This window comes from Micromonospora sp. CA-244673 (assembly GCF_050948395.1).
In the GTDB taxonomy this organism is placed as follows: Bacteria; Actinomycetota; Actinomycetes; order Mycobacteriales; family Micromonosporaceae; genus Micromonospora.
This window is the reverse complement of sequence record NZ_CP192019.1, coordinates 1,450,479-1,471,815: the sequence shown is the minus strand read 5'-3', so window position 1 is coordinate 1,471,815 and position 21,337 is coordinate 1,450,479. Positions and strand designations below refer to the sequence as shown.

The window sequence follows — 21,337 nt, the reverse complement described above, 5'->3', positions numbered from 1 at the left end:
GCACAGGCGGCCGGGCAGGTGTCCAGCCCACCGCTAGGGTAGCCCGCCACCCGCACCCTCGCTCTGACCCAACCCCACCACCGCCTCGCCGTCCAACCGCCAGCCGGCCCGCCGCCGCACCGCCCACCGCCGCCCCGCCCGCCCACCGCCGCCCCGTCCGCCCACCGCCCGCCGGCCGCCCACCGCCGCGCCGCCGCGCCGCCCAAACAGGCCACCACCCGCCTACCACGGCCACGCCGGCCGCCGGCCGCCGGCCCCAGCCGCACCGCCCGCACACGCCACCACCCGTCCACCACGGCCACGCCGGCCGCCGCCGCGCCGCCCACACAAGCCGCCATCCGCCCACCACCGCCACGACCGCCGCCGGCCGGCCGCCCGCCGCACCCGCCTCACGCCGCCCGCCTCACGCCGCACACCGGCCGCGCGCCGCCCGCCGCCCGCCGCACACCGCCCGCCGCCCGAGATCTTGGACGGAAATGGCCCCCAGGGGGGCCGTTTCGTACCAAGATCTTCTGGTTTCCCACTGTCCGGACGCGTTGTCTCGAGTGTGGTGAGGGCGACGGTGGAGTCGGCACCCGGCCGGCGCTCGGGTGCATCGGTCGGCCGTGGCCGGCTAGCAACTTGATGACGCGGATGACTCACCACGCAGGCGCCCGCCCAGCCCCGCGCCGCCCCGTCCCGCGCCGACCCTCGGTGGCCGGGCCAACCCCGCCGGATCCACCCCGTCGGGTCCACCCAGCCGGATCCATCCCGCCCGGATCCACCCCGCCCGGATCCACCCCGGGCCGGATCCACCCCGCCCGATCCACCCCGCCCGATCCACCCCGCCCGATCCACCCCGCCCGGATCCACCCCGGGCCGGATCCACCCCGGGCCGGATCAACCCCGGGCCGGATCAACCCCGGGCCGGATCAACCCCGGGCCGGATCAACCCCGGGCCGATCCAGCCCGGCCGGATCAACCCCCGCCGGATCAACCCGCTCCGGGCTGAATCGTTCACGCCATCAAGTTCGTAGCGTCGGAAAGGAGGCATCCCCGGCCGCTGTGGTCCTGACGGCGCTGGAGGCGCCGGTGGGTCAGGAGGCCACCAGGCCCGACTGGTAGGCGAAGACCACCAGCTGCGCCCGGTCCCGGGCGCCCAGCTTCACCATGGCCCGGCTCACGTGGGTCCGCGCGGTCGCCGGGCTGACCACCAGCCGCTCGGCGATCTCGACGTTGCTCAGCCCCTCGCCGACCAGGCCCACCACCTCGCGTTCCCGGTCGGTGAGCGCGTCGAGCCGGGGGTGCGGGCGGGGCACCCGGGCCGGCCGGGTGGCGAACTCCCGGACCACCCGCCGGGTCACCGACGGGGAGAGCAGCGCCTCCCCCTCGGCGACCAGCCGGATGGCCCGCAGCAGCTCGGCCGGGCGGGTGTCCTTGGTGAGGAAGCCGCTGGCACCGTGCCGGAGCGCGTCGAAGACGTACTCGTCCAGCTCGAAGGTGGTCAACACGATCACCCGGGTGCCGGCCAGCGCGGGGTCGGCGACGATCCGGCGGGTCGCCTCGATGCCGTCGACGCCGGGCATCCGGACGTCCATGAGCACCACGTCGGGGCGTTCCCGGCGGGCCGCCTCGACGGCGGCGAGCCCGTCGGCGGCCTCCCCCACCACGGTGAGGTCGTCCTCGCTCTCCACGAGGGCACGCAGCCCGATCCGGACCAGGTCCTGGTCGTCGGCGAGCAGCACGCGGATCATGCGACCTCCTCCACGGGCAGTGTGGCGGACACCCGGAAGCCGCCGGTGGAGGCGGGGCCGGCCGTGAACGAGCCGCCCAGCGCGGTGACCCGCTCCCGCATGCCGGCCAGCCCGTAGCCGGGCCGGTCCGCCGGGGCGGCCGCGCCGCGGCCGGTGTCGGTGACCTCCACGCCGACCTCGGCCGGCGCGTACCGGATCCGGACGGTGGCCGTCGCGGGTCCGGCGTGCCGCAGCACGTTGGTCAGCGCCTCCTGCACCACCCGGTAGGCGGCCAGGTCCACCGCGACCGGGACCGGGCGCGGCGCTCCGTCCACCTCGACGGTGACGGGGAGCCCCGCGCCGGCCAGCCGCTCGCGCAACTGCGGGAGCTGGGCCAGCCCGGGCGCGGGGGCGCGCTCGTCGGCGGGCTCGTCGCGGCGGACCACGGTCAGCGTCACCCGCAGCTCGTCGAGCGCCTCCTTGCTGGTGCGGCTGATCGCGGTGAGCGCCGCCTCGGCCTGCTCGGGCTTGCGGGCCAACAGGTGCAGGGCGATCTCGGCCTGGAGGTGGATCGCGGCGAGCCCGTGGCCGACCACGTCGTGCACCTCCCGGGCCACCCGCAGCCGCTCGGCGTCGGCCAGCCGGCGCGCCTCGTCGGTGCGGGTGCGCGCCGCGCTCTCCCGGCCGAGCCGCACGGTGACCCCCACCGCGAACGGCACCACCACCCACGCGGCGGCCGGCATCAGCCCGACCACGCCGGGCGGGCGCACCCCCACGAAGACGTGCGTGAGCAGCGCGAGCAGCGCCACCCCGTTGGCCACCGCCGCGTCCCGCACCGGCCGGTACGCGGCCACCGTGTAGACCGCGACGAAGAACGACAGCAGGATCGGCCCGTACGGGTAGCCGAGCACCAGGTAGGCGGTGCTCACCGCGGTGACCACCGCCAGGGTGGGCAGCGGCCAGCGCCGCCGGACGGCCACCGCGAGCGCGGCCACCACGACCAACGGATAGGCGCCCGGCCCGGCCTCCACGCCCTGGTTGAGGCCGGCCGGCGCGGTGCCGGCCAGCCCGATCACCAGCAGGGCCAGGGCGACGAGGCCGTCCAGGAGCCACGGGCCCCGGTTGCCACGCTCGCGGTCCACGTCGCCTCCCCCGCCCCGCCTCAGCCGATGTCCCGCCGGCGCAGCAGCGCCGCGCCGACCGCCGCGAACCCGACCAGGTACGCGGCCACCACCACGGCCGCCTGCCCACCGCCGACGACGGCCGCCACCCCCGGGGTGTCCCCGGGGGCGCCGAGCGCGGCGGCCAGCGACCCGGCGTTCGGCCCGGGCAGCCCCTGCTGCGCCTTCGCCACCCAGTCGACCAGCGGCGCGGCGATCGCGGCGAGCAGGTTCTGCACGGCGAGCATCCACACCAGGCCCAGCCCGACCGGCAGCGCCACGGCGCGCAGCGCGACGGCCAGCACGGCACCGAGCATGGCCCACATCGTCGCGATGAGCCACCCCGCCCCGATCCCGGTGAGCAGGTCGCCGGCCGACGGCCAGGTCACCGGCTGCGCCTCGGCGGACGCGATGAGCACGCTGGCCGCCGCGCCGACCGCGAACACGGCCAGCACCACGGCCAGCGCGGCGGCGGCGAGGGCGAGCAGCTTGCCCGCGTACACCTCCAGCCGGGTCGGGCCCTGCGTGAGCACGGTCTTCCAGGTGCCCCAGCCATACTCGCCGCCGACGGTGAGCACGCCGAGGATCAGCAGGATCGAGCCGAGGAAGACCGGCAGGCCGCCGAGGGAGTTGCCGACCAGCTGGTCGGGGAGCAGGGCGGGCAGGGCGCGGCCGGTGTTCGGCCCATCGGTGCCGCCCGCGAGGCCCGCGTACGGGAAGACGTAGGTGAAGATCAGTGCGAGCACCAGCGTGATGGCCAGCAGCAGCCAGCTGGCCGGCCGCCGGACGAGCTTGACCGTCTCGGCGCGGAAGCTACGCGACATCGGCCGTTCCCCTCTCCACGAGGTCGAAGAAGACCTGCTCCAGGTCCCGTTCCCGGGGGCGCAGCTCGCGCACGGCGAGCCCGGCCCCGACCAGCTCGGTGTTGAGCCAGGCGGCCCGGTCCGGCTCGACGGCCAGCTCCAGCCCGCCGTCGACCACCCGGACCCGCTCGGCGCCGACCAGTTCCCGCGCCCGGGCGGCCGCCGCGTCCAGCGGGTCGGCGAGCAGCCGCAGCCCGGCCGCGCCGCGCAGCTCGGCGACGCTGCCCTCGGCGACCAGCCGGCCCCGGGCGATCACCCCGACCCGGTCGCACACCTGCTCGACCTCGCCGAGCAGGTGGCTGGAGACGAGCACCGTGCAGCCGGCCGCGCCGAGCCGGCGGATCAGCGTGCGCATGTCCGCCATGCCGGCCGGGTCGAGGCCGTTGGTCGGCTCGTCCAGGATCAGCAGGCGGGGGTCCTTCAGCAGCGCGGCGGCCACGCCGAGCCGCTGCTTCATGCCCAACGAGTAGCCGGCGTAGCGGTCGCCGGCCCGGTCGGTGAGGTCGACCAGGTCGAGCACGAGCGCGACCCGGTCGGCGCCGACCCCGGCGTAGCGGGCCAGCACCCGCAGGTTGTCCCGCCCGGAGAGGTACGGGTAGAAGGCCGGCCCCTCGATCAGCGCCCCGACCCCGGTGAGCCGGCCGGCGGCGGGCGGCCGGCCGAGCAGCCGGACCGTGCCGGCGGTGGGCCGGACCAGCCCGAGCAGCATGCGCAGGGTGGTGGTCTTGCCGGCGCCGTTGGGGCCGAGGAAGCCGTACACCTCGCCCGCCCGGACGGTCAGCTGGAGGTCCTGCACGGCGGTCAGGCCGCCGTACCGTTTGGTGAGCCCTTCGGTCTGCACTGGCAGGTTCATGCCCCCGAGCGTCCCGCCGGGCGGGCCCCGGCACGTCGCCCCGCAGGCGGCTCCGCGCCTACGTCGCCGGACGTAGTGCGGGTGTCGAAAGGGGTACCGGAGGCGTCGAGAAGGGGCCAGTCCTTACACGGCGGCGAGCACGGCGGCTTCGATGCGCTCGCGGTCCGCCGGCGTCGGCCAACCGCCGACCAGGTAGAACACATCCACCACGTCGCCGCCGAGGGTGGAGATCCGGGCGGCCCGCACCTGGGCGCCGGCCTCGTCGAGGGCGCCGGCGACCCGGTAGAGCAGCCCGGCCGCGTCGGCGGCGCGCAGCTCCAGCAGCACCGCGTCGGTGGCGGCCTCGCGGTGCCAGACCACCCGGGGCGCGGCGCCCCGGGCCCGCGCGGCGAGGGCCCGGCCGCGCAGCCGCTGGGTGACCGAGACGTCGCCGGTGACCGCGCGGCGCAGATCGGCGGTGAGCGCGATCGGGTCGGGCGCCAGGCCGTAGCGCGGCTGCACCCGGCACTGCACCAGGGCGCGCCCGTCGACCGTCGCGGCGTCCGCGGAGATCACCTCCAGCCGGTGCAGGGCCAGGCAACCGGCCACCGTGGCGAGCAGGCCCCGCCGGTCGGCCGCGGCCACCGACACCCGGTCCTCGCCGAGGTGTACGACCGGCAGCGGCCCGGCGACCAGCGCCGGGTCGGGGGCCGGCGGGGCGGGCACGACGCCGGTGTCCAGGGCGGTCCGCACCCGGGCGACGAGTTCGGCGACCAGGCGGCCCTTCCACTCCGACCAGGCGGCCGGCCCGGTGGCCGCGGCGTCGGCCCGGACCAGGCCGTGCAGCAGGTCCAGGGTGGTGGTGTCGCCGACCCTCTCGGCGACCCCGGCGATGGTCTTCGGGTCGGAGAGGTCCCGCCGGGTGGCCACGTCGGGTAGCAGCAGGTGCAGCCGGACGAGCTTGGTGATCAGCGCCGCCTCGTCGTCGGGCAGCCCGATCCGGGTGGCCACCGCTTCGGCGAGGGGCGCCCCGACCGTGCTGTGGTCGCCCGGCAGGCCCTTGCCGATGTCGTGCAGGAACGCGCCGAGCAGCAGCAGGTCGGGCCGGTCCACGTCGCGGGTGTGCCGGCTCGCCTCGTACGCGGCCTGCACCAGGTGCCGGTCCAGGGTGAACCGGTGCACGGGGTTGTGCTGGGGCAGGCTGCGCAGCCGGGTCCACTCGGGCAGCCAGCCGTCGATCAGGCCGTACCGGTCGCAGGTTTCCCAGGCGGGCACCAGGCCGGGACCGGCACCGAGCAGGGTGATCAGCGCGGCCCGGGCGGCCGGCGGCCAGGGCGCGGGCAGCGGCGGGCAGTACGCGGCCAGCCACTCGCAGGTGGCCCGTGCGATGGGCAGCCGGGTGGTGGCCGCGGCGGCGGCGACCCGCAGCGACAGGCTCGGGTCGGGGCGCGCGCCGATCGCCGTGCGGGCGAGGACCAGCTCGCCGTCCTGCTCGACCACGTCGCGCGCGACCGGGCGGCGCAGCGGCCGGCCGGCGGCGCTCCGGTGCCGGCCGGCGCGGAGCCGGTCGGCGGCCCGCCAGGCGTCGTCGAGGGCGTGGCTGACGGTGCGGGCGTCCCCGGCCACCCGGCGCAGCAGCACGTCGCCGTCACCGATCGTCACCGCCTCGGCGTCCGCGTCCCCGGTCAGGGACGCGCGCAGCCCGAGCAGGGCGGCGACGCCGTCCCGCTCCTGGGCGACGACCCGGTCGACCCGGCGGCCGACCTGCTGGTGCAGGGCGTCCCGGGTGTCCAGCAGCCGCCGGTGGGCGGCGTGCACGGCGGGGCGGAGGGCGTCGGTGACACCGGCGGTGGCGATGGCCCGGAGGAGGCCGACGTCGCGCAGCCCGCCGGCGGCCTCCTTGAGGTCCCCTTCGAGCAGGAAGGCCAGCTCGCCGTGGGCCTCCCAGCGGGCGTCGGTGATCTCCCGCAGCTTCGGGAGCTGCCGGACGGCGGTGCGCCGCCAGTGGTCGGCGGCGGTGCGGACGAGCTGGTCGGCCAGCACCGGGTCGCCGGCGACGTGGCGGGCGTCGAGCAGGCCGAGGGCGACCTTGACGTCGTCCTGGGCCACGGAGAGCGCCTCGGCGACCGTGCGCACCGAGTGGTCCAGCCGCAGCCCGGCGTCCCAGATGGGATACCAGAGCGAGGCGGCCAGCTCGTCGATGCCCGGCACCCCCGCGTGCAGCAGCACCAGGTCGACGTCGCCGTAGGGCGCACACTGCCGCCGCCCCAGCCCTCCGACCGCGACCAGGGCGATCCCCGCCCGCGCGGGGAAGATCCCGCGCAGCCACCCGTCCAGCGCCTCGGCCCGCGCCCGCCGGGCGTCGGCGCCGATCCCGCCCGGCACGCCGACGACCTCGTTGATCAAGAAGTTCGCGCCGCCGTCGCCGGGGTGTCCGGACGCGTTCTCCTTGATCAACGAGGTCATCGAGGTGTCCTCAGAGGGCGTCGAGCCCGCGCTCGCCGGTGCGGACCCGGACGACCTCCTCGACGCCGGTCACCCAGACCTTGCCGTCGCCGATCTTGCCCGTCCGCGCCGCGCCCACGATGGCGTCGACGATCTTGTCGACGTCCAACTCGTCGGTGAGCACCTCGACCCGGATCTTGGGCAGGAACTCGACCGTGTACTCGGCACCCCGGTAGACCTCGGTGTGCCCCTTCTGCCGGCCGTAGCCCTGGACCTCGCTGACGGTCAGGCCGGCCACGCCGAGGGCGTGCAGGGCCTCCTTCACCGCGTCCAGCTGGTACGGCTTGATGACCGCGGTCACCAGCTTCATGTCCAACCCCTCCATCCCAGGAACGTTAACCGGCGACCTTCTCGCTGACCGGCTCGGCGGGCTCCTCCGCCGGGTCGGTGGGTTCCGGGGCCGGCCTGGCGGCGCCGATCCCGGCCAGGGCGAACGCGCCCCCGGCGCCGCCGCCCGTGGTGGGCGACAGGTCGTACGCGCTCTCCGCGTGCTCGGCGACGTCGATGCCGTCGACCTCGGCCTCGGCGGCCACCCGGAAGCCGATCGTCTTGTCGATGGCGAAGGCGAGCAGCCAGGCGATGCCGGCCGACCACACGGTGACGATCAGGCCGGCGAGGGCCTGCCGGCCGAGCTGGGTCAGGCCGCCGCCGTAGAAGAGGCCGTCGGAGGCGCCCACCACGTCGCTGATCGCGCCGTTGACCGAGTTGGTGGCGAACAGGCCGAGCCACAGCGACCCGATCCAGCCGCCGACGAAGTGCACGCCCACCACGTCGAGGGAGTCGTCGTAGCCGAGCCGGTACTTCAGGCTGATGGCGAGCGCGCAGACCGCGCCGGCGACGAGGCCGAGCAGGACGGCCGCCCACGGGGCGATGAAGCCGCACGCCGGGGTGATGGCGACCAGACCGGCGACGGCGCCCGAGGAGGCGCCGACCATGGTCGGCTTGCCGTCCTTGATCCACTCGATGGCCAGCCAGCCGAGCACCGCGGCGGCGGTGGCGAGCTGGGTGTTGAGGAAGGCCAGGCCGGCCACCGAGTCGACGGTCAGCTCCGAGCCGGCGTTGAAGCCGAACCAGCCGAACCAGAGCAGGCCGGCGCCGAGCGCGACCAGCGGGATGTTGTGCGGCTTCATGCCCTCGCGGGGCCAGCCGACCCGCCGGCCGAGCACGAGGGCCACGCCGAGGGCCGCCGCACCGGCGTTGATGTGCACGGCCGTGCCGCCGGCGAAGTCGAGCGCGTGGAGCTTGGCGCCGATGATGCCGCCGCCCCACACCCAGTGGGCGACCGGGAAGTAGACCAGGGTGGCCCAGCCGAAGGCGAAGAGCAGCCAGCCGGCGAACTTCGCCCGGTCGGAGATGGCGCCGCTGATCAGCGCGACGGTGATCACCGCGAAGACCATCTGGAACGCCATGAACACGTACAGCGGGACGCCGATGCCGCTGGGGTTCTCCGCCGTGGCGCCCCAGAGGTCGGTCTCGGCCAGGAAGGTCTTGGTGCCCAGGTACGCGCCGGGGTCGCCCCACAGACCGTTGACGTCGGCCCCGAAGGCGACGCTGAAACCGTAGAACCACCACAGCACGGAGATGAGCCCGATGGCCGAGAAGCTCATCATCATCATGTTGAGTACGCCCTTGGCCCGGTTCAGGCCGCCGTAGAACAGCGCCAGGCCGGGGGTCATGAGCAGCACGAGAGCGGTCGAAACCAGCAGCCAAACGGTGTTGCCGCCGTCGATCGTCGGTGCTTCAGGCACGCTGGCCTCCTAAAGGTGAAGTCTCCTCCTTCGCGGCTTCCGGGGCAGCGTCGCCCGTACGCCGGTTGCGCGGAAGCTTGCTCGGCGGCTGTTTCCTTCACCGACACCGCTCGATTTCCGACGCGTGACGCGTTGTTTCCGGCGTGTGAAGAACGACGATCATGCCTGGGGAAAACCCCGCGGGGGACCACCTCCGGTGCGCGCGGGGTCAGCGGAGCGCGTACTCCAGGGCGTGCCGCTCGTAGTCGAGCAGCCGCAGGTCGCGCATCGGGCGGCGCAGGTGGCCCTTGTGCACGATCCGGACGAACGCCGGCTCGCCGGCCGCGGCCATCCGCCGGATGCCCTCGACGTGGTCGACGATCCGCTTGCGGAGGGTCCGGATGAGCCGGTGCCGGTCCCGCGGGATCAGCCCGTACGCGTCGGCGAAGAGGCGCAGCCGGCGCGGCCGGTCCGGGTGCTTCCAGCCGAGGGTGATCGAGTCCCGGTCGGAGAAGATCGGCACCCAGGTCCAGGCCGCGTACGCCACGTCGTAGATCCGGGCGCCGGGCGAGGCCAGGTCGAAGTCGATCAGCCCGAGGGTGCCGTCGGGGCGCCAGATCACGTTGTGCGGGGCGGCGTCGTGGTGGCAGATCACCTCGGTGTCCGGCGGGGGCGGGCCGAACGAGCGCCAGACCGCGCCCGGCGGCGGGGTGAACCCGTACTGGGCGTCGTGGAACATCCGCAGCATGGTCGCCACGGTGACCAGGGCCTCGTCGGTGACCCAGTGCGGCGCGAGGGGGTACTCCCCGCACTCCCCCTCCAGGTACGACAGGACCTCCCGGTTGCGCTCGTCCATGCCGAGGGCGCGGGGCGCGCCGGTGAAGCCGACGTACTCCAGATGGCGCAGCAGGGCGTGGACCGAGGGGGTCCACGGGCCGGCGTTGCGCCGGACGGTGTCGCCCACCCGGACCACGGTGCTCACGTTCCCGCCGTGGAGCGGGATCTCCTGCGAAGTCACGTACGGTCTCCCGAGGCGTGGCGACGGGTGGCTGGGGTCGCGCCACCCCGCGTAGGCGCGATCGTCAGTCGTCACGTCGAGGCTACGCGTCCCGGGCGAGCGGCTCGGTCCCGAGCAGCGCGTCGACGAACTGCGCCGGATCGAACGGGGCCAGGTCGTCGGGACCCTCGCCGAGGCCGACCAGCTTGACCGGAATGCCCAGCTTGCGCTGCACGGCGATCACGATGCCCCCCTTGGCGGTCCCGTCGAGCTTGGTCAGCACCACGCCGGTCACGTTGACCACCTCGGTGAAGACGCGGGCCTGCTCCAGGCCGTTCTGGCCGGTGGTGGCGTCGAGCACCAGCAGGGTCTCGTCGATCGGGCCGTGCTTCTCCACGACCCGCTTGACCTTGCCCAGCTCGTCCATGAGGCCGACCTTGTTCTGCAGCCGGCCGGCGGTGTCCACCAGCACCGTGTCGACCTTCGTGTCGATGCCCCGCTTGACCGCGTCGAAGGCCACGCTGGCCGGGTCGGCGGCCTCGGGGCCGCGGACGGTCTCGGCGCCCACCCGGCCGCCCCAGGTCTCCAGCTGGTCGGCGGCGGCGGCCCGGAAGGTGTCGGCCGCGCCGAGCAGCACGGTCCGGCCGTCCGCGATGAGCACCCGGGCGATCTTGCCGCAGGTGGTGGTCTTGCCGGCGCCGTTGACCCCGACCACCAGCAGCACCGCCGGGACGCCCTCCGTGGAGGCGGTCTTCAGCGACCGGTCGAGCGTCGGGTCGAGCGCGTTGACCAGCTCGGCGGCGAGCAGGGTGCGCAGCTCGTCGACCGACCGGGTGCCGAGCACCCGGGTCCGCTCGCGGAGCCGGTCGACGATCTCGCGGGTGGAGTCGATGCCGACGTCGGCGGTGATCAGGCTGTCCTCGATCTCCTCCCAGGTGTCCTCGTCGAGGCGGTCCCGGCTGAGCAGGCCGAGCAGGCCCTTGCCGAAGACGTTCTGCGAGCGGGACAGCCGGGAGCGCAGCCGGACCAGCCGGCCGGCGGTGGGCTCGGGGACCTCGATGGTGGGCAGCGGCGGCGCCTCGACCACGGGCGGCGGTTCGACCAGCACGCCGGTGCGCAGGTCCGACTCCGCCGCTTCGACCGGCGGCCCGGCCAGGTCCTCCTCGGCCCGGGTGTCGACCTCCGTCTCCGGCAGCGGCGGCTCGGGGCGCCGGCGCAGCCGGGGCACCACGAGGCTGAGGCCGCCGAGGATCAGCACGCCGAGCAGGGCGAGTGCGACGAGGAGGTATTCCTTCATGCCCGAAATCCTGTCAGATGCCGGCGACGGCGTCCCACTCACCGCCTCGGCACGTGAACGAGCTGCGGGTACGCTCGCGGCTGGAAGGCGTGCCGCAACCGCCGGCCGGGTAGGAAAGGGCTAATGATCTTCGTCGGAGGTGCGCCGTGACCGGTCCCCGTCTGCTCATCGGCCCGCTGCTGCGTCGGGTCGTCGGCACGCGGGCCACCGTCTGGGTGGAGACCAGCGCCCCCGCGGTGGTCACCGTCCGCACGGCCGGCGGCGCCTCCGGCAGCGCGCCCACCTTCTCGGCGTACGACCACCACTACGCCATCGTGGTGGTGTCGGGGCTGACGCCGGAGAGCAGCACCACCTACGAGGTGCTCATCGACGACGAGGTGGCCTGGCCGGTGCCGGACAGCGGGTTCCCGGCCAGCATGATCCGGACCCGGGCGGCGGACGACCGGGACCAGCCGGTGACCCTGATCTTCGGCTCGTGCCGGGAGACCACCCAGCACGCCACCGCCCGCAAGCTGCCGCCGGACGCGCTGGACGCGTACGCCCGGCGGCTGATCGCCGCCCCCGACCCGGACGCCCTGCCCGACCTGCTGGTGCTCCTCGGCGACCAGGTCTACGCGGACGAGACCTCGCCGACCGTGCGCCGGCTGCTCAAGCGGCGGCGGCGCCGGCCGAAGGGCGCCCCGGCCACCCAGGTGGTCAGCTTCGACGAGTACACGAAGCTCTACCTGGAGTCCTGGCGCGACCCGGAAATCCGCTGGCTGCTCTCCACCGTGCCGAGCGTGATGATCTTCGACGACCACGAGATCATCGACGACTGGAACACCTCGGCGTCCTGGCGGGCGGACATGCGCGCGCAGCCCTGGTGGGCGGAGCGCATCCGCAGCGGCCTGGCCTCCTACTGGGTCTACCAGCACCTGGGCAATCTGTCCCCGGACGAGATCGCCGCCGACCCGGTCTACGCGAAGGTGACCGCCGCCGAGGACGCCACGGGCGTGCTGCACGAGTTCGGCGAGCGGGTCGACCAGGAGGCCGACGTGGCGCACGACACCGAGCGCTGGCGGGCCGTGCAGTACCAGTGGAGCTACGCGCTGGACCTGGGACGGACCCGCCTCGTCATGCTGGACAACCGCTCCAGCCGCGTGCTCGACTCCGGCAACCGGGCCATGCTGCCGCCGGGTGAGTGGTCCTGGTTCCTCGACCGGGCGCACGGCGTCTACGACCACCTGGTGGTCGGCGCCTCCCTGCCCTGGCTGCTTCCGCCCGGCATCCACCACGTCGAGGCGTGGAACGAGGCGCTCGCCGACTCCCGCCGGCCGTGGGCGGCGAAGCTCGGCGAGCAGTTGCGCCGGGCCCTGGACCTGGAGCACTGGGCCTCGTTCCGGCGTTCCTTCGAGGCGCTCGGCGAGCTGTTCGCCCGGTTGGGCAGCGGCACGGCGCCGCGCGAGGGGGCGCGGGTCGGCGCCGGCCCGGCGTACTCGCGGCCGGCCTCGATCAGCGTGCTCTCCGGGGACGTGCACCACTCGTACGTGGCCCGGGCCCGGTTCGCCGACCGGAGCGTGCGCACCCCGGTGCACCAGCTCACCTGCTCGCCCATCCACAACCAGGTGCCCGCCGGGATGCGTCCGCTCATGCGGCTCGGCTGGAATCCGGGGCCGGCCGGCGCGGCCCGCGCCCTGGCCCGCTCGGCCGGGGTGCGGCGCCCGCCGGTGCGCTGGAAGAAGCTGGCCGGACCCTACTTCGGCAACGCGGTGGCCACGCTGACGCACCGGGGCCGGGCGGCCGAGGTGACGATCGAGGGCACCACCAGCGACGGGCACCTGCGCACGGTGGCACGGCAGCGGCTCAGCGACGAGGTGTGAGTACCCTCTCAGCGTGGACGAGAGCCTGCGCGCCGTGGAGCACGAACTGACCGCACTGCTGCGGCGTGGGCGCGCGCTGTCCTGGGAGATCGCCCGCGAGGTCCATCCCAACCTGGAGCCGAACGCCTACGGGCTGCTGCTCTGGTTGCGCCGGTCCGGCTCGATCCGGCTCACCGACCTGGCTGTGAAGCTGGGCATCGGCAAGGGCACGCTGAGCCGGCAGATCGGCGGCCTGGAGGCGCTGGGGCTGGTCCGCCGTGACCCGGACCCGACCGACCGGCGGGCCGCCCAGCTCAGCCTCACCGAGGAGGGCACCCGCCGGTTCGACGCGGCGCGGGCGGCGCGACTCGGACAGATCCGGCGATCGCTGGAATCCTGGCCGATTCAGGACGTCGAGGACTTCGCCCGGCTCATGCACCGGTTCAACGAGACCTTCTGACCGGATCCGCCTGGAATAAGACCTGCGCCACGTGCGGTTGTTGCTTGAGGCAACCAAGCCATACGGTTGCCCGAAGCAACTCTTTCCCCCGTCTTTCTCCGGAGGCAATCCACGATGACGCAGGCGACAGTGCCCACCCGGGCGACCGCCGTCGACATGTCCCACCGGCAGATCCTGGAGGCTCTCTCCGGCCTGCTGCTGGGCATGTTCGTCGCGATCCTCTCCTCCACGGTCGTCTCGAACGCGCTGCCGCGGATCATCACCGAGCTGCACGGCGGCCAGTCCGCGTACACCTGGGTGGTCACCTCGACCCTGCTGGCGACCACGGCGACCACCCCGATCTGGGGCAAGCTCGCCGACCTGACCAGCAAGAAAATCCTGGTGCAGCTCGCCCTCACGATCTTCGTGCTGGGCTCGGTGCTGGCCGGCCTCTCCCAGTCCACCGGCCAGCTCATCGCCTGCCGGGTGCTCCAGGGCGTCGGCGCGGGCGGTCTCACCGCCCTGGCCCAGGTGATCATGGCAACGATGATCACCCCGCGTGAGCGCGGCCGGTACAGCGGCTACCTCGGCGCCGTGATGGCCGTGGGCACCATCGGCGGCCCGCTGATCGGCGGCGTCATCGTCGACACCGACTGGCTCGGCTGGCGCTGGTGCTTCTACGTGGGCGTGCCGTTCGCCGCCCTCGCCCTCGTCGTGCTCCAGAAGACCCTGCACCTGCCGGTGGTCAAGCGGGAGGCGAAGATCGACTGGTGGGGCGCCACCCTGATCACCGCGGCCGTCTCGCTGCTGCTGATCTGGGTCACCCTGGCCGGCGACAAGTACGACTGGATGTCCTGGCAGAGCGCCGTCATGGTGGCCGGCGCCGTGCTGCTCGGCGCGCTCGCCCTCCGGGTGGAGAACCGGGCCGCCGAGCCGATGATCCCGCCGCGCCTGTTCCGCAACCGCACCATCACCCTCGCCGTAATCGCCAGCATCGCGGTCGGCGTGGGCATGTTCGGCGCCTCCGTCTTCCTCGGCCAGTACTTCCAGATCAGCCGCGGCGAGAGCCCGACCATGTCCGGCCTCATGACGCTGCCGATGATCCTCGGCCTGCTCATCGCCTCCACCGTGGTCGGCCGCATCATCACCAACACCGGCCGCTGGAAGCGCTACCTGGTCACCGGCTCGGTGCTGCTCACCGCCGGGTTCGCGCTGATGGGCACCATGCGGGCGGACACCCCGTACTGGCGGCTGGCCGTCTTCATGGCGCTGATCGGCCTCGGCCTGGGCATGACCATGCAGAACCTGGTCCTCGCCGTGCAGAACACCGTCGGCCCGCACGAGCTCGGCGCGGCCAGCTCGGTGGTGGCCTTCTTCCGCAGCCTGGGCGGCGCCGTCGGCGTGAGCGCGCTCGGCGCGATCCTCGGCCACAAGGTCAAGGACTACCTCGCCGAGGGACTCGCGGGGCTCGGCATCCCGGCGTCCAGCTCCGGCAGCGGCGGTACCCTGCCGAATGTGCACACCCTGCCCGCACCGATCCGCGCGGTCGTCGAGGCCGCGTACGGGCACGGCGCCGGGGACATCTTCCTGGCCGCCGCCCCGTTCGGGCTGATCGCGCTGATCGCGGTGGTGTTCATCAAGGAGGTGCCGCTGCGGCGCACCAACAGCGACGCGATCTCCACCGAGGTCGAGCGGGAGTCGACCGTCGCGGCCGGCGCCGGCGCCCCGGTGGTACGCACGGGCGGGCGGAGCTGACCCGATGACCGCCTCCGAGCGTGAGAGGTACGGCCCGGAGGCCCGGCCGCTGCCGTTCGAGCGCGGCACGGACGGGCCCCGGGTGGTGCTGGTCGGCGTCGACGGCAGCCGCACCTCGCTGCGCGCCGCCTCGTACGCGGCCGGGCTGGCCCGCCGGCAGGGCGCCGGGCTGGTGGTGGTCTTCGTCAGCTCGCCGTCCCCGTACACCGCGATCATGTCCGGCGTGGTGGCCGGGGCGGTCCAGCAGACCCAGGACGAGCTGGCCGCCGAGCTGCGCGAGGAGTGCCGGCGCGGCGCGGAGGAACTGGGCCTGCCGGTGACCTTCCTGTGCCGGCGCGGCGACGCGTACGCCGAGCTGTCCAAGGCGGCCGACGAGCACCGCGCCGACCTGGTCGTGGTCGGGTCGTCCGAGCAGGCCGGCCACAAGCTGGTCGGCTCGGTCGCCACCCGGCTGGTCCGCACCGGCCGCTGGCCGGTCGTGGTGGTGCCCTGAAATCCGGTCGCGGCCGTCGTACCCGGGCCGCAGGATGACCGGATGACCTGGAGAGCACCCGAGATCGACCGCAGCCACGAGCCCTACGTCGCTGACGAGCGGACCATGCTGGAAGGCTGGCTCGACTACCACCGCGACACCCTGCTGTACAAGTGCGCCGGCCTGACCGCCGAGCAGCTCCGGACGGCGAGCGTCGAGCCGTCCACCCTGACCCTGCTCGGGCTCGTCCGCCACATGGCCGACGTGGAGCGCTGGTGGTTCCGGATCCGCGCCGCCGGGGAGGACATCCCCGGCCTCTACGACGGCGACGAGGACCCGGACGCGGATTTGAACGCCGTCGCCGACGCCGACCCGGCGGAGACCTTCGCCACCTTCCGCGCGGAGGTCGCGGCGGCCCGGAAGGCCGCCGCCGGCCTGTCGCTGGACCAGACCTTCCAGCGCACCCGGCGTGACGGGAGCGCCGAGACCCGGACGATCAGCGTCCGCTGGGTCTACGTGCACATGATCGAGGAGTACGCCCGGCACAACGGCCACGCCGACCTGATCCGCGAACGCATCGACGGCGTCACGGGCGACTGACCCTCCCCGGCCGGTGCGGTGGCGGTGTCCCGGCCGACCGGAACCCGCCACCCCGGCGAGCCGGCCGGCTCAGTACGCCAGCGCCGCCCGGATGTAGCGCAGGTCGGCGTGGCCGCCCCAGCGGTGCGCGGAGAGCCCGGCGACCCGGGCCCCGGCCACCGCGCGGGCCTCGTCGTCGACGAACAGCACCCGGGCCGGCGGCGTCCCCAGCGCCTCGCAGGCCGCCTGGAAGTATTCCTTCGCCGGCTTGTGCACCCCGACCACCGAGGAGTTGACCACGACGTCCAGCTCGTCGGTGAGGTCCAGCGCGGCCAGGTCGGCGTCGAGCGCGTCGGTGGCGTTGGTGCCCAGCCCGACCCGCACACCGGCCGCCCGGACCTCGCGGATGAGGGCGAGCACCTCGGGGTCGACCTCGCCCCGGTAGCTCTGCCACGCGTCCACCGCGGCACGGGCCCGGCCCGGGTCGCCGACCGCGGGGGTGAGCGCGTCGGCCACGCTGGTCATCCACTCGGCGTGGCTCACCTTGCCGGTGAGCACCGGCTGGAGCAGCCCCCAGGACATGGCGATCTCGCCGAGGACGCCCTCGGTCAGCCCGTACTCCCGCTCGACCCGGGTGGCCACCGCCGGGTCCCAGCGGCGCAGCACGCCGTCGAAATCCACCAGGAGCGCCGTGGCGCGTTCCCGACTCACTCGCTGTTCCCCTGCCCCTCGTCGTCGGCCCGGTTGAGCCGCTGGCTGATCACCTGGGTGACCCCGCTGCGCATGGTCACGCCGTAGAGCGCGTCGGCGATCTCCATGGTGCGCTTCTGGTGGGTGATCACGATGAGCTGGCTCTTCTCGCGGAGCTGGGCCAGCAGCGTGATCAGGCGGCCCAGGTTGACGTCGTCGAGGGCCGCCTCCACCTCGTCCATGATGTAGAACGGACTGGGCCGGGCGCGGAAGATCGCCACAAGCATGGCCACCGCGGTCAGCGAGCGCTCGCCGCCGGACAGCAGCGAGAGCCGCTTGATCTTCTTGCCGGGCGGCCGGGCCTCGACCTCGACGCCGGTGGTGAGCAGGTCCTCCGGGTCGGTGAGCACCAGCCGGCCCTCGCCGCCGGGGAAGAGCACGGTGAACACCTGCTCGAACTCCCGCGCCGTGTCCTCGAACGCGCTGGCGAAGACCTCCAGGATCCGGTCGTCGACGTCCTTGACCACGGTGAGCAGGTCCCGGCGGGTGGCCTTGAGGTCCTCCAGCTGCTCGGAGAGGAACTTGAAGCGCTCCTCCAGCGCCGCGAACTCCTCCAGAGCGAGGGGGTTGACCTTGCCGAGCAGGGCCAGCTCCCGCTCGGCCTTGGCGGCCCGCTTCTCCTGCACCGGCCGCTCGTAGCGGACCGGCTCGGGCACCGGTGTGCCCTCCTTCTCCGCCGCCGCGACGTCCGCGTCGGTGGGCGGGACGAGCTGGTCGGGGCCGTACTCGGCGACCAGGGTGGCCACGTCGAGGCCGAAGTCCTCGGCCGCCTTCGCCTCCAGTTGCTCGATGCGCAGCCGCTGCTCGGCGCGGGCCACCTCGTCCCGGTGCACCTGGCTGGTGAGCCGCTCCAGCTCGGCGCCGAGCCGCTTGGCCGCGCCGCGTACCTCGGACAGCTCGGCCTCGCGGGCGGCGCGCTCGCGGGCGACCTCGTCGCGGTGCTCCTCGGCCCGGGCGATCGAGACGGTGAGCCGGGTGAGCGCCTCCCGGGCGCCGCCGACCACGGCCCGGGCGATCTCCGCGCCGCGGGTGCGGGCCGCGCGCCGGGCGGCCGCGCGCTCCCGCGCGGCCCGTTCGGCGGTCGCCTGCCGGGCGAGCGAGTCGGCCCGGCCGGCGATCGAGGAGACCCGCTCCTCGGCGGTACGCACGGCGAGCCGTACCTCCATCTCGTTCTGCCGGGCCTGCGGCACCATGGCGGCGAGCTGGTCGCGTTCCTCGGTGGACGGTTCGGCGTCGAGCGGGGTGGCCTCGGCCAGCCGGAGCCGTTCCTCCAGCTCGGCGAGGGCCGCCAGGTCGCGTTCGCGGGCAGCCTCGGCCCGGGCCCGGGACTCGCCGAGCCGGTCGGTCTCCGCCTTGGCCGACCGGGCGGCCGCGCCCAGCTCGGCGAGGCGGCGGGCGGCGGCGTTGCGGTGGCTCTCCGCCTCCCGCTTGGCGGCCGCGGCGTGCTGCACGGCCTCCTTGGCGGCGGCCACCTCGGCGCGCGCCTCGACCAGTTGCTCGCGCAGTTCGGCGCTGGTCCGCTCGGCGGCGGCCCGGTTGGTCCGGGCCTCCTCGACGGCCGCCTGCACCTCGATGTAGCTGGGCGCCTTGGCCGACCCGCCGGCCGCCGCGTACGCCCCGACCACGTCGCCGTCGGGGGTGACCGCGCGCAGCTCCGGGTTGCCGGCGACCAGCTCGGCGGCGGCGGCGAGGTCGTCGACCAGCACCACGTCGCGCAGCGCCCGGTGCACCGCCGGACGGATCTCGGCGGCGCACTCCACCAGGTCGGGGGCCCAGCGGGCGCCGTCGGGCAGCTTCGGGCGCAGCGCGTCGGCGGAGCCGGCCATGCCCGGGCCGGCGGGGCTGCCGACCAGCAGGCCGGCCCGGCCGGCGTCGGAGATCTTGAGCAGTCGCATGGCCTCGACGGCCTCGTCCACGCCGCTGACCGCGACCGCGTCGGCGAGCCCGCCGAGCGCCGCGGCGAGCGCCGCCTCGTTGCCCGGGGCGACGGTGAGCAGCCCGGCGAGGCTGCCGAGCAGGCCGGGCACCTGGTCGGCGCGGGCCAGCAGGGCGCCGGCGCCGTCCTTGCGGCGCAGGCCGAGGGCGAGCGCCTCCTCGCGGGCCTTCCAGGTCGCCGCGTCCTTCTCGGCGGCCCGCTCGGCGTCGGCGAGGCTGCGCACGGCGGCCTGGGCCTGCTCCTGCACGGCGACCGCCTCGGCGTGCCGGGCGTCCAGGTCCGCGTTGTCCCGGTCGGCCTCGGTGGACTGCTCGGCGACCGCGTCGAGTTCGCCCTGGGCCTTCTCGGCGCGGGTCAGGGCGTCGGTGTGGGCCGCGGCGAGCCGTTCGATCTCCTCGCCGGCGCTGGTGGTCCGGGCCCGGGCGGAGTTGACCTGGCCGGTCAGCCGGGCCAGACCCTCCCGCCGGTCGGCGATGGCCTTGGCGGCGGCGACCAGTTCCCGCTCGGCGCCGGCGAGTTGCCGCTCTAGCTCCTGCCGGTGCTCGACCGCCTCGGCGAGCCGGATCTGGTCGTCGGTGAGCGCCGCCCGCAGCTCCTCCTCCTGCTCGCGGACCCGCCGGGACTCGGCCTCCAGCTGGTCCGGGTCGCGGCCGGGACGCTCGTCGTCCCCGGTGGCGCTGAGGTGCCGCAGCCGTTCCCGGGCGAGCTGCTCGATGGAGCGGAACCGCTCCTGGAGCGCGGAGAGCTTGTACCAGGTGTCCTGGGCCGCGGCGAGCAGCGGCGCGTCCTCGGCCAGCGCCGCCTCCAGCTCGCCGAGGCGGGCCTGCACCTCACCGTGCTCGCCCTCAATCTGCTCGCGCCGCTCGCGCAGCGCGATCTCGTCGGCGATCTCCCGGTCCAGTGTGGTGCGCAGGGTGTGCAGGTCGTCGGCGAGCAGCCGCAGCCGGGCGTCGCGCAGGTTGGCCTGGATGGCGGCGGCCCGGCGGGCCACCTCGGCCTGCCGGCCCAGCGGCTTGAGCTGGCGGCGCAGCTCGGCGGTGAGGTCGGTGAGCCGGTTGAGGTTGGTCTGCATCGCGTCGAGCTTCCGCAGCGCCTTCTCCTTGCGCTTGCGGTGCTTGAGGACGCCGGCCGCCTCCTCGATGAACGCCCGCCGGTCCTCCGGCTTGGCGTGCAGCATGCCGTCGAGCCGGCCCTGCCCGACGATGATGTGCATCTCCCGGCCGATGCCGGAGTCCGAGAGCAGCTCCTGGATGTCCAGCAGCCGGCAGGAGTCGCCGTTGATCTCGTACTCGCTCTCGCCGGAGCGGAACATCCGGCGGGTGATGGAGACCTCGGTGTACTCGATCGGCAGCGCGCCGTCGGTGTTGTCGATGGTGAGGGTGACCTCGGCCCGGCCCAGCGGCGCCCGCCCGGCGGTGCCGGCGAAGATGACGTCCTCCATCTTGCCGCCGCGCAGCGCCTTGGCGCCCTGCTCGCCGAGGACCCAGGCGATGGCGTCGACGACGTTGGACTTGCCGGAGCCGTTCGGGCCGACCACGCAGGTGATCCCGGGCTCCAGCTTCAGCGTCGTGGCGGAGGCGAAGGACTTGAAGCCCTTCACCGTCAGGCTCTTGAGATGCACCTTCTCGATCCTCGTCCGGTGGCCGCCGTACCGTCGCCGGCTGCGCGGACCTGGCGAACCCGCAGACTAACCCGCCGCCCGGGAGTGCCTGGTACGCGACCCACCCGGTGCCGGAGGTGTCCGGATTCCGGCGGTGTGGCGTACGCCACGGAAAAGTGCAAGATCATAATTGCGGGACGCAATTCCGGGATCGCTCCTCAAGATCGCGGAATGGGGTCCCGGAAACAAAAAGCTGCGCGCCGGCACTGGGTGTCGGCGCGCGTTTTCTGTGTGGTGCGATTCAGTTTTCCGACGACCGGAGATCAGGTCAGCGCGGGCTCGGCCAGTCGGAGGAGGTCGTCTGCCTCCGCCGCAGCCGCCGCAAGCCGATCGTTGTCGGCGCGCAGACGCGTGATCTCGAACTCCAGTGCCTGAACCCTGGCACGCAGTCGGGTGACCTCGTCGAGCAGACGCCGGTCGGGCGCTGCACCTACGTGGCCGTAGAGGGCCTTCGCCATGCTGACTCCTTGATATGCGCTGCCGGAAAGGCCGGCCAACGCGCGCCCATGATGTTCGCGGCTGCCATCCCCGCGAAATCCGGGCATGGCTGGGCGCGACTGGCGACACCTATATATTGAGCCGAACCCCCCTCCTTCGTCAAGTTCCCGCAGGCCGTAGATCATCTCCACGTCCACCGGTCCACTTGTCGGGGGGTTGCCACAAGGCGCGGACACGCTCTGTCCGGACGCCTTTACTGTACGCCCGGGAATGTGTGAACGCCTCACCCTTGCTGTCGGGTTCCCCTTAACTCTTTCTTAGCCACGTTGCCGCAGCTCGCGCCGCGCCCGTAGCGTCACTGCGGCCCGCAACCGACC

At 74.3% G+C, this 21,337-nt stretch carries 17 protein-coding genes; 5 read left to right on the top strand and 12 right to left on the bottom strand.

Annotation, left to right across the window (positions count from 1 at the left end):
* Positions 1-1,076: 1,076 nt before the first annotated feature.
* The 9 genes from ACQP12_RS07085 to ftsY form a co-directional block, all read right to left on the bottom strand.
* Positions 1,077-1,733: a response regulator transcription factor gene (locus ACQP12_RS07085; RefSeq protein ID WP_433286007.1), complete on the bottom strand. Its 657-nt coding sequence runs from the start codon at positions 1,731-1,733 to the stop codon at positions 1,077-1,079.
* Positions 1,730-2,854, bottom strand: coding sequence for a sensor histidine kinase (locus tag ACQP12_RS07080; RefSeq protein WP_433286005.1), 1,125 nt, complete (start codon positions 2,852-2,854; stop codon positions 1,730-1,732). The genes ACQP12_RS07085 and ACQP12_RS07080 overlap by 4 nt, the downstream gene beginning before the upstream one ends.
* Before the next feature lie 20 nt (positions 2,855-2,874).
* On the bottom strand, positions 2,875-3,696 hold the full coding sequence (locus ACQP12_RS07075) for an ABC transporter permease (protein ID WP_433286002.1): 822 nt from the start codon (positions 3,694-3,696) through the stop codon (positions 2,875-2,877).
* Complete coding sequence (locus ACQP12_RS07070) at positions 3,686-4,588, bottom strand: ABC transporter ATP-binding protein (protein ID WP_433286000.1); 903 nt, start codon at positions 4,586-4,588, stop codon at positions 3,686-3,688. Before ACQP12_RS07070 ends, ACQP12_RS07075 begins: the two co-directional genes overlap by 11 nt.
* 123 nt (positions 4,589-4,711) lie before the next feature.
* Positions 4,712-7,033 carry a [protein-PII] uridylyltransferase gene (locus tag ACQP12_RS07065; protein WP_433285998.1) on the bottom strand — a complete coding sequence of 774 codons (2,322 nt, stop codon included), beginning with the start codon at positions 7,031-7,033 and terminating at the stop codon, positions 4,712-4,714.
* Positions 7,034-7,043: 10 nt separating this feature from the next.
* A complete protein-coding gene (locus ACQP12_RS07060; protein WP_433289151.1) occupies positions 7,044-7,382 on the bottom strand; it encodes a P-II family nitrogen regulator in 339 nt (112 codons plus the stop codon).
* Positions 7,383-7,407: 25 nt separating this feature from the next.
* Entirely contained in the window at positions 7,408-8,820 is a 1,413-nt protein-coding gene (locus tag ACQP12_RS07055; RefSeq protein ID WP_357937403.1) for an ammonium transporter, read from the bottom strand.
* Between the two features lie 208 nt (positions 8,821-9,028).
* The gene (locus ACQP12_RS07050) at positions 9,029-9,892 is read right to left on the bottom strand and encodes an aminoglycoside phosphotransferase family protein (RefSeq protein WP_357937405.1); all 864 of its coding nucleotides are present in this window, start codon (positions 9,890-9,892) and stop codon (positions 9,029-9,031) included.
* A 7-nt stretch (positions 9,893-9,899) separates the two neighbouring features.
* Complete coding sequence (gene ftsY / locus ACQP12_RS07045; RefSeq protein WP_433285996.1) at positions 9,900-11,093, bottom strand: signal recognition particle-docking protein FtsY; 1,194 nt, start codon at positions 11,091-11,093, stop codon at positions 9,900-9,902.
* A gap of 146 nt (positions 11,094-11,239) precedes the next feature.
* Between ftsY and ACQP12_RS07040 the strand changes: the two genes are divergently transcribed.
* The 5 genes from ACQP12_RS07040 to ACQP12_RS07020 all read left to right on the top strand — a co-directional run bounded on the left by ACQP12_RS07040 (position 11,240) and on the right by ACQP12_RS07020 (position 16,197).
* A complete protein-coding gene (locus tag ACQP12_RS07040) occupies positions 11,240-12,952 on the top strand; it encodes an alkaline phosphatase D family protein (RefSeq protein WP_433285994.1) in 1,713 nt (570 codons plus the stop codon).
* Positions 12,953-12,965: 13 nt separating this feature from the next.
* On the top strand, positions 12,966-13,391 hold the full coding sequence (locus tag ACQP12_RS07035) for a MarR family winged helix-turn-helix transcriptional regulator (RefSeq protein ID WP_262281429.1): 426 nt from the start codon (positions 12,966-12,968) through the stop codon (positions 13,389-13,391).
* Positions 13,392-13,505: 114 nt separating this feature from the next.
* Entirely contained in the window at positions 13,506-15,125 is a 1,620-nt protein-coding gene (locus ACQP12_RS07030) for an MDR family MFS transporter (RefSeq protein ID WP_433285991.1), read from the top strand.
* A 4-nt stretch (positions 15,126-15,129) separates the two neighbouring features.
* Positions 15,130-15,618: a universal stress protein gene (locus tag ACQP12_RS07025; RefSeq protein WP_357937414.1), complete on the top strand. Its 489-nt coding sequence runs from the start codon at positions 15,130-15,132 to the stop codon at positions 15,616-15,618.
* A 42-nt stretch (positions 15,619-15,660) separates the two neighbouring features.
* Positions 15,661-16,197 carry a DinB family protein gene (locus ACQP12_RS07020; protein WP_433285989.1) on the top strand — a complete coding sequence of 179 codons (537 nt, stop codon included), beginning with the start codon at positions 15,661-15,663 and terminating at the stop codon, positions 16,195-16,197.
* 69 nt (positions 16,198-16,266) lie between these two features.
* On the opposite strand, the gene ACQP12_RS07015 is transcribed toward ACQP12_RS07020, so the two are convergent.
* The 3 genes from ACQP12_RS07015 to ACQP12_RS07005 all read right to left on the bottom strand — a co-directional run bounded on the left by ACQP12_RS07015 (position 16,267) and on the right by ACQP12_RS07005 (position 20,980).
* Positions 16,267-16,887 (bottom strand): HAD family hydrolase, encoded by a 621-nt coding sequence (locus tag ACQP12_RS07015; RefSeq protein ID WP_433285987.1) that lies wholly within the window; start codon positions 16,885-16,887, stop codon positions 16,267-16,269.
* A complete protein-coding gene (gene smc, locus ACQP12_RS07010; RefSeq protein WP_433285985.1) occupies positions 16,884-20,483 on the bottom strand; it encodes a chromosome segregation protein SMC in 3,600 nt (1,199 codons plus the stop codon). Before smc ends, ACQP12_RS07015 begins: the two co-directional genes overlap by 4 nt.
* 302 nt (positions 20,484-20,785) lie before the next feature.
* The gene (locus tag ACQP12_RS07005) at positions 20,786-20,980 is read right to left on the bottom strand and encodes a hypothetical protein (protein WP_007456482.1); all 195 of its coding nucleotides are present in this window, start codon (positions 20,978-20,980) and stop codon (positions 20,786-20,788) included.
* Positions 20,981-21,337: the final 357 nt, after the last annotated feature.

Bases quoted from the DNA above. Each gene is read 5' to 3' on its own strand.
- ftsY (WP_433285996.1), bottom strand. From the start codon at position 11,093: ATGAAGGAATACCTCCTCGTCGCACTCGCCCTGCTCGGCGTGCTGATC.
- ACQP12_RS07030 (WP_433285991.1), top strand. From the start codon at position 13,506: ATGACGCAGGCGACAGTGCCCACCCGGGCGACCGCCGTCGACATGTCC.
- ACQP12_RS07060 (WP_433289151.1), bottom strand. From the start codon at position 7,382: ATGAAGCTGGTGACCGCGGTCATCAAGCCGTACCAGCTGGACGCGGTG.
- ACQP12_RS07020 (WP_433285989.1), top strand. From the start codon at position 15,661: ATGACCTGGAGAGCACCCGAGATCGACCGCAGCCACGAGCCCTACGTC.
- ACQP12_RS07085 (WP_433286007.1), bottom strand. From the start codon at position 1,733: ATGATCCGCGTGCTGCTCGCCGACGACCAGGACCTGGTCCGGATCGGG.
- ACQP12_RS07025 (WP_357937414.1), top strand. From the start codon at position 15,130: ATGACCGCCTCCGAGCGTGAGAGGTACGGCCCGGAGGCCCGGCCGCTG.
- ACQP12_RS07065 (WP_433285998.1), bottom strand. From the start codon at position 7,033: ATGACCTCGTTGATCAAGGAGAACGCGTCCGGACACCCCGGCGACGGC.
- ACQP12_RS07070 (WP_433286000.1), bottom strand. From the start codon at position 4,588: ATGAACCTGCCAGTGCAGACCGAAGGGCTCACCAAACGGTACGGCGGC.
- ACQP12_RS07075 (WP_433286002.1), bottom strand. From the start codon at position 3,696: ATGTCGCGTAGCTTCCGCGCCGAGACGGTCAAGCTCGTCCGGCGGCCG.
- ACQP12_RS07005 (WP_007456482.1), bottom strand. From the start codon at position 20,980: ATGGCGAAGGCCCTCTACGGCCACGTAGGTGCAGCGCCCGACCGGCGT.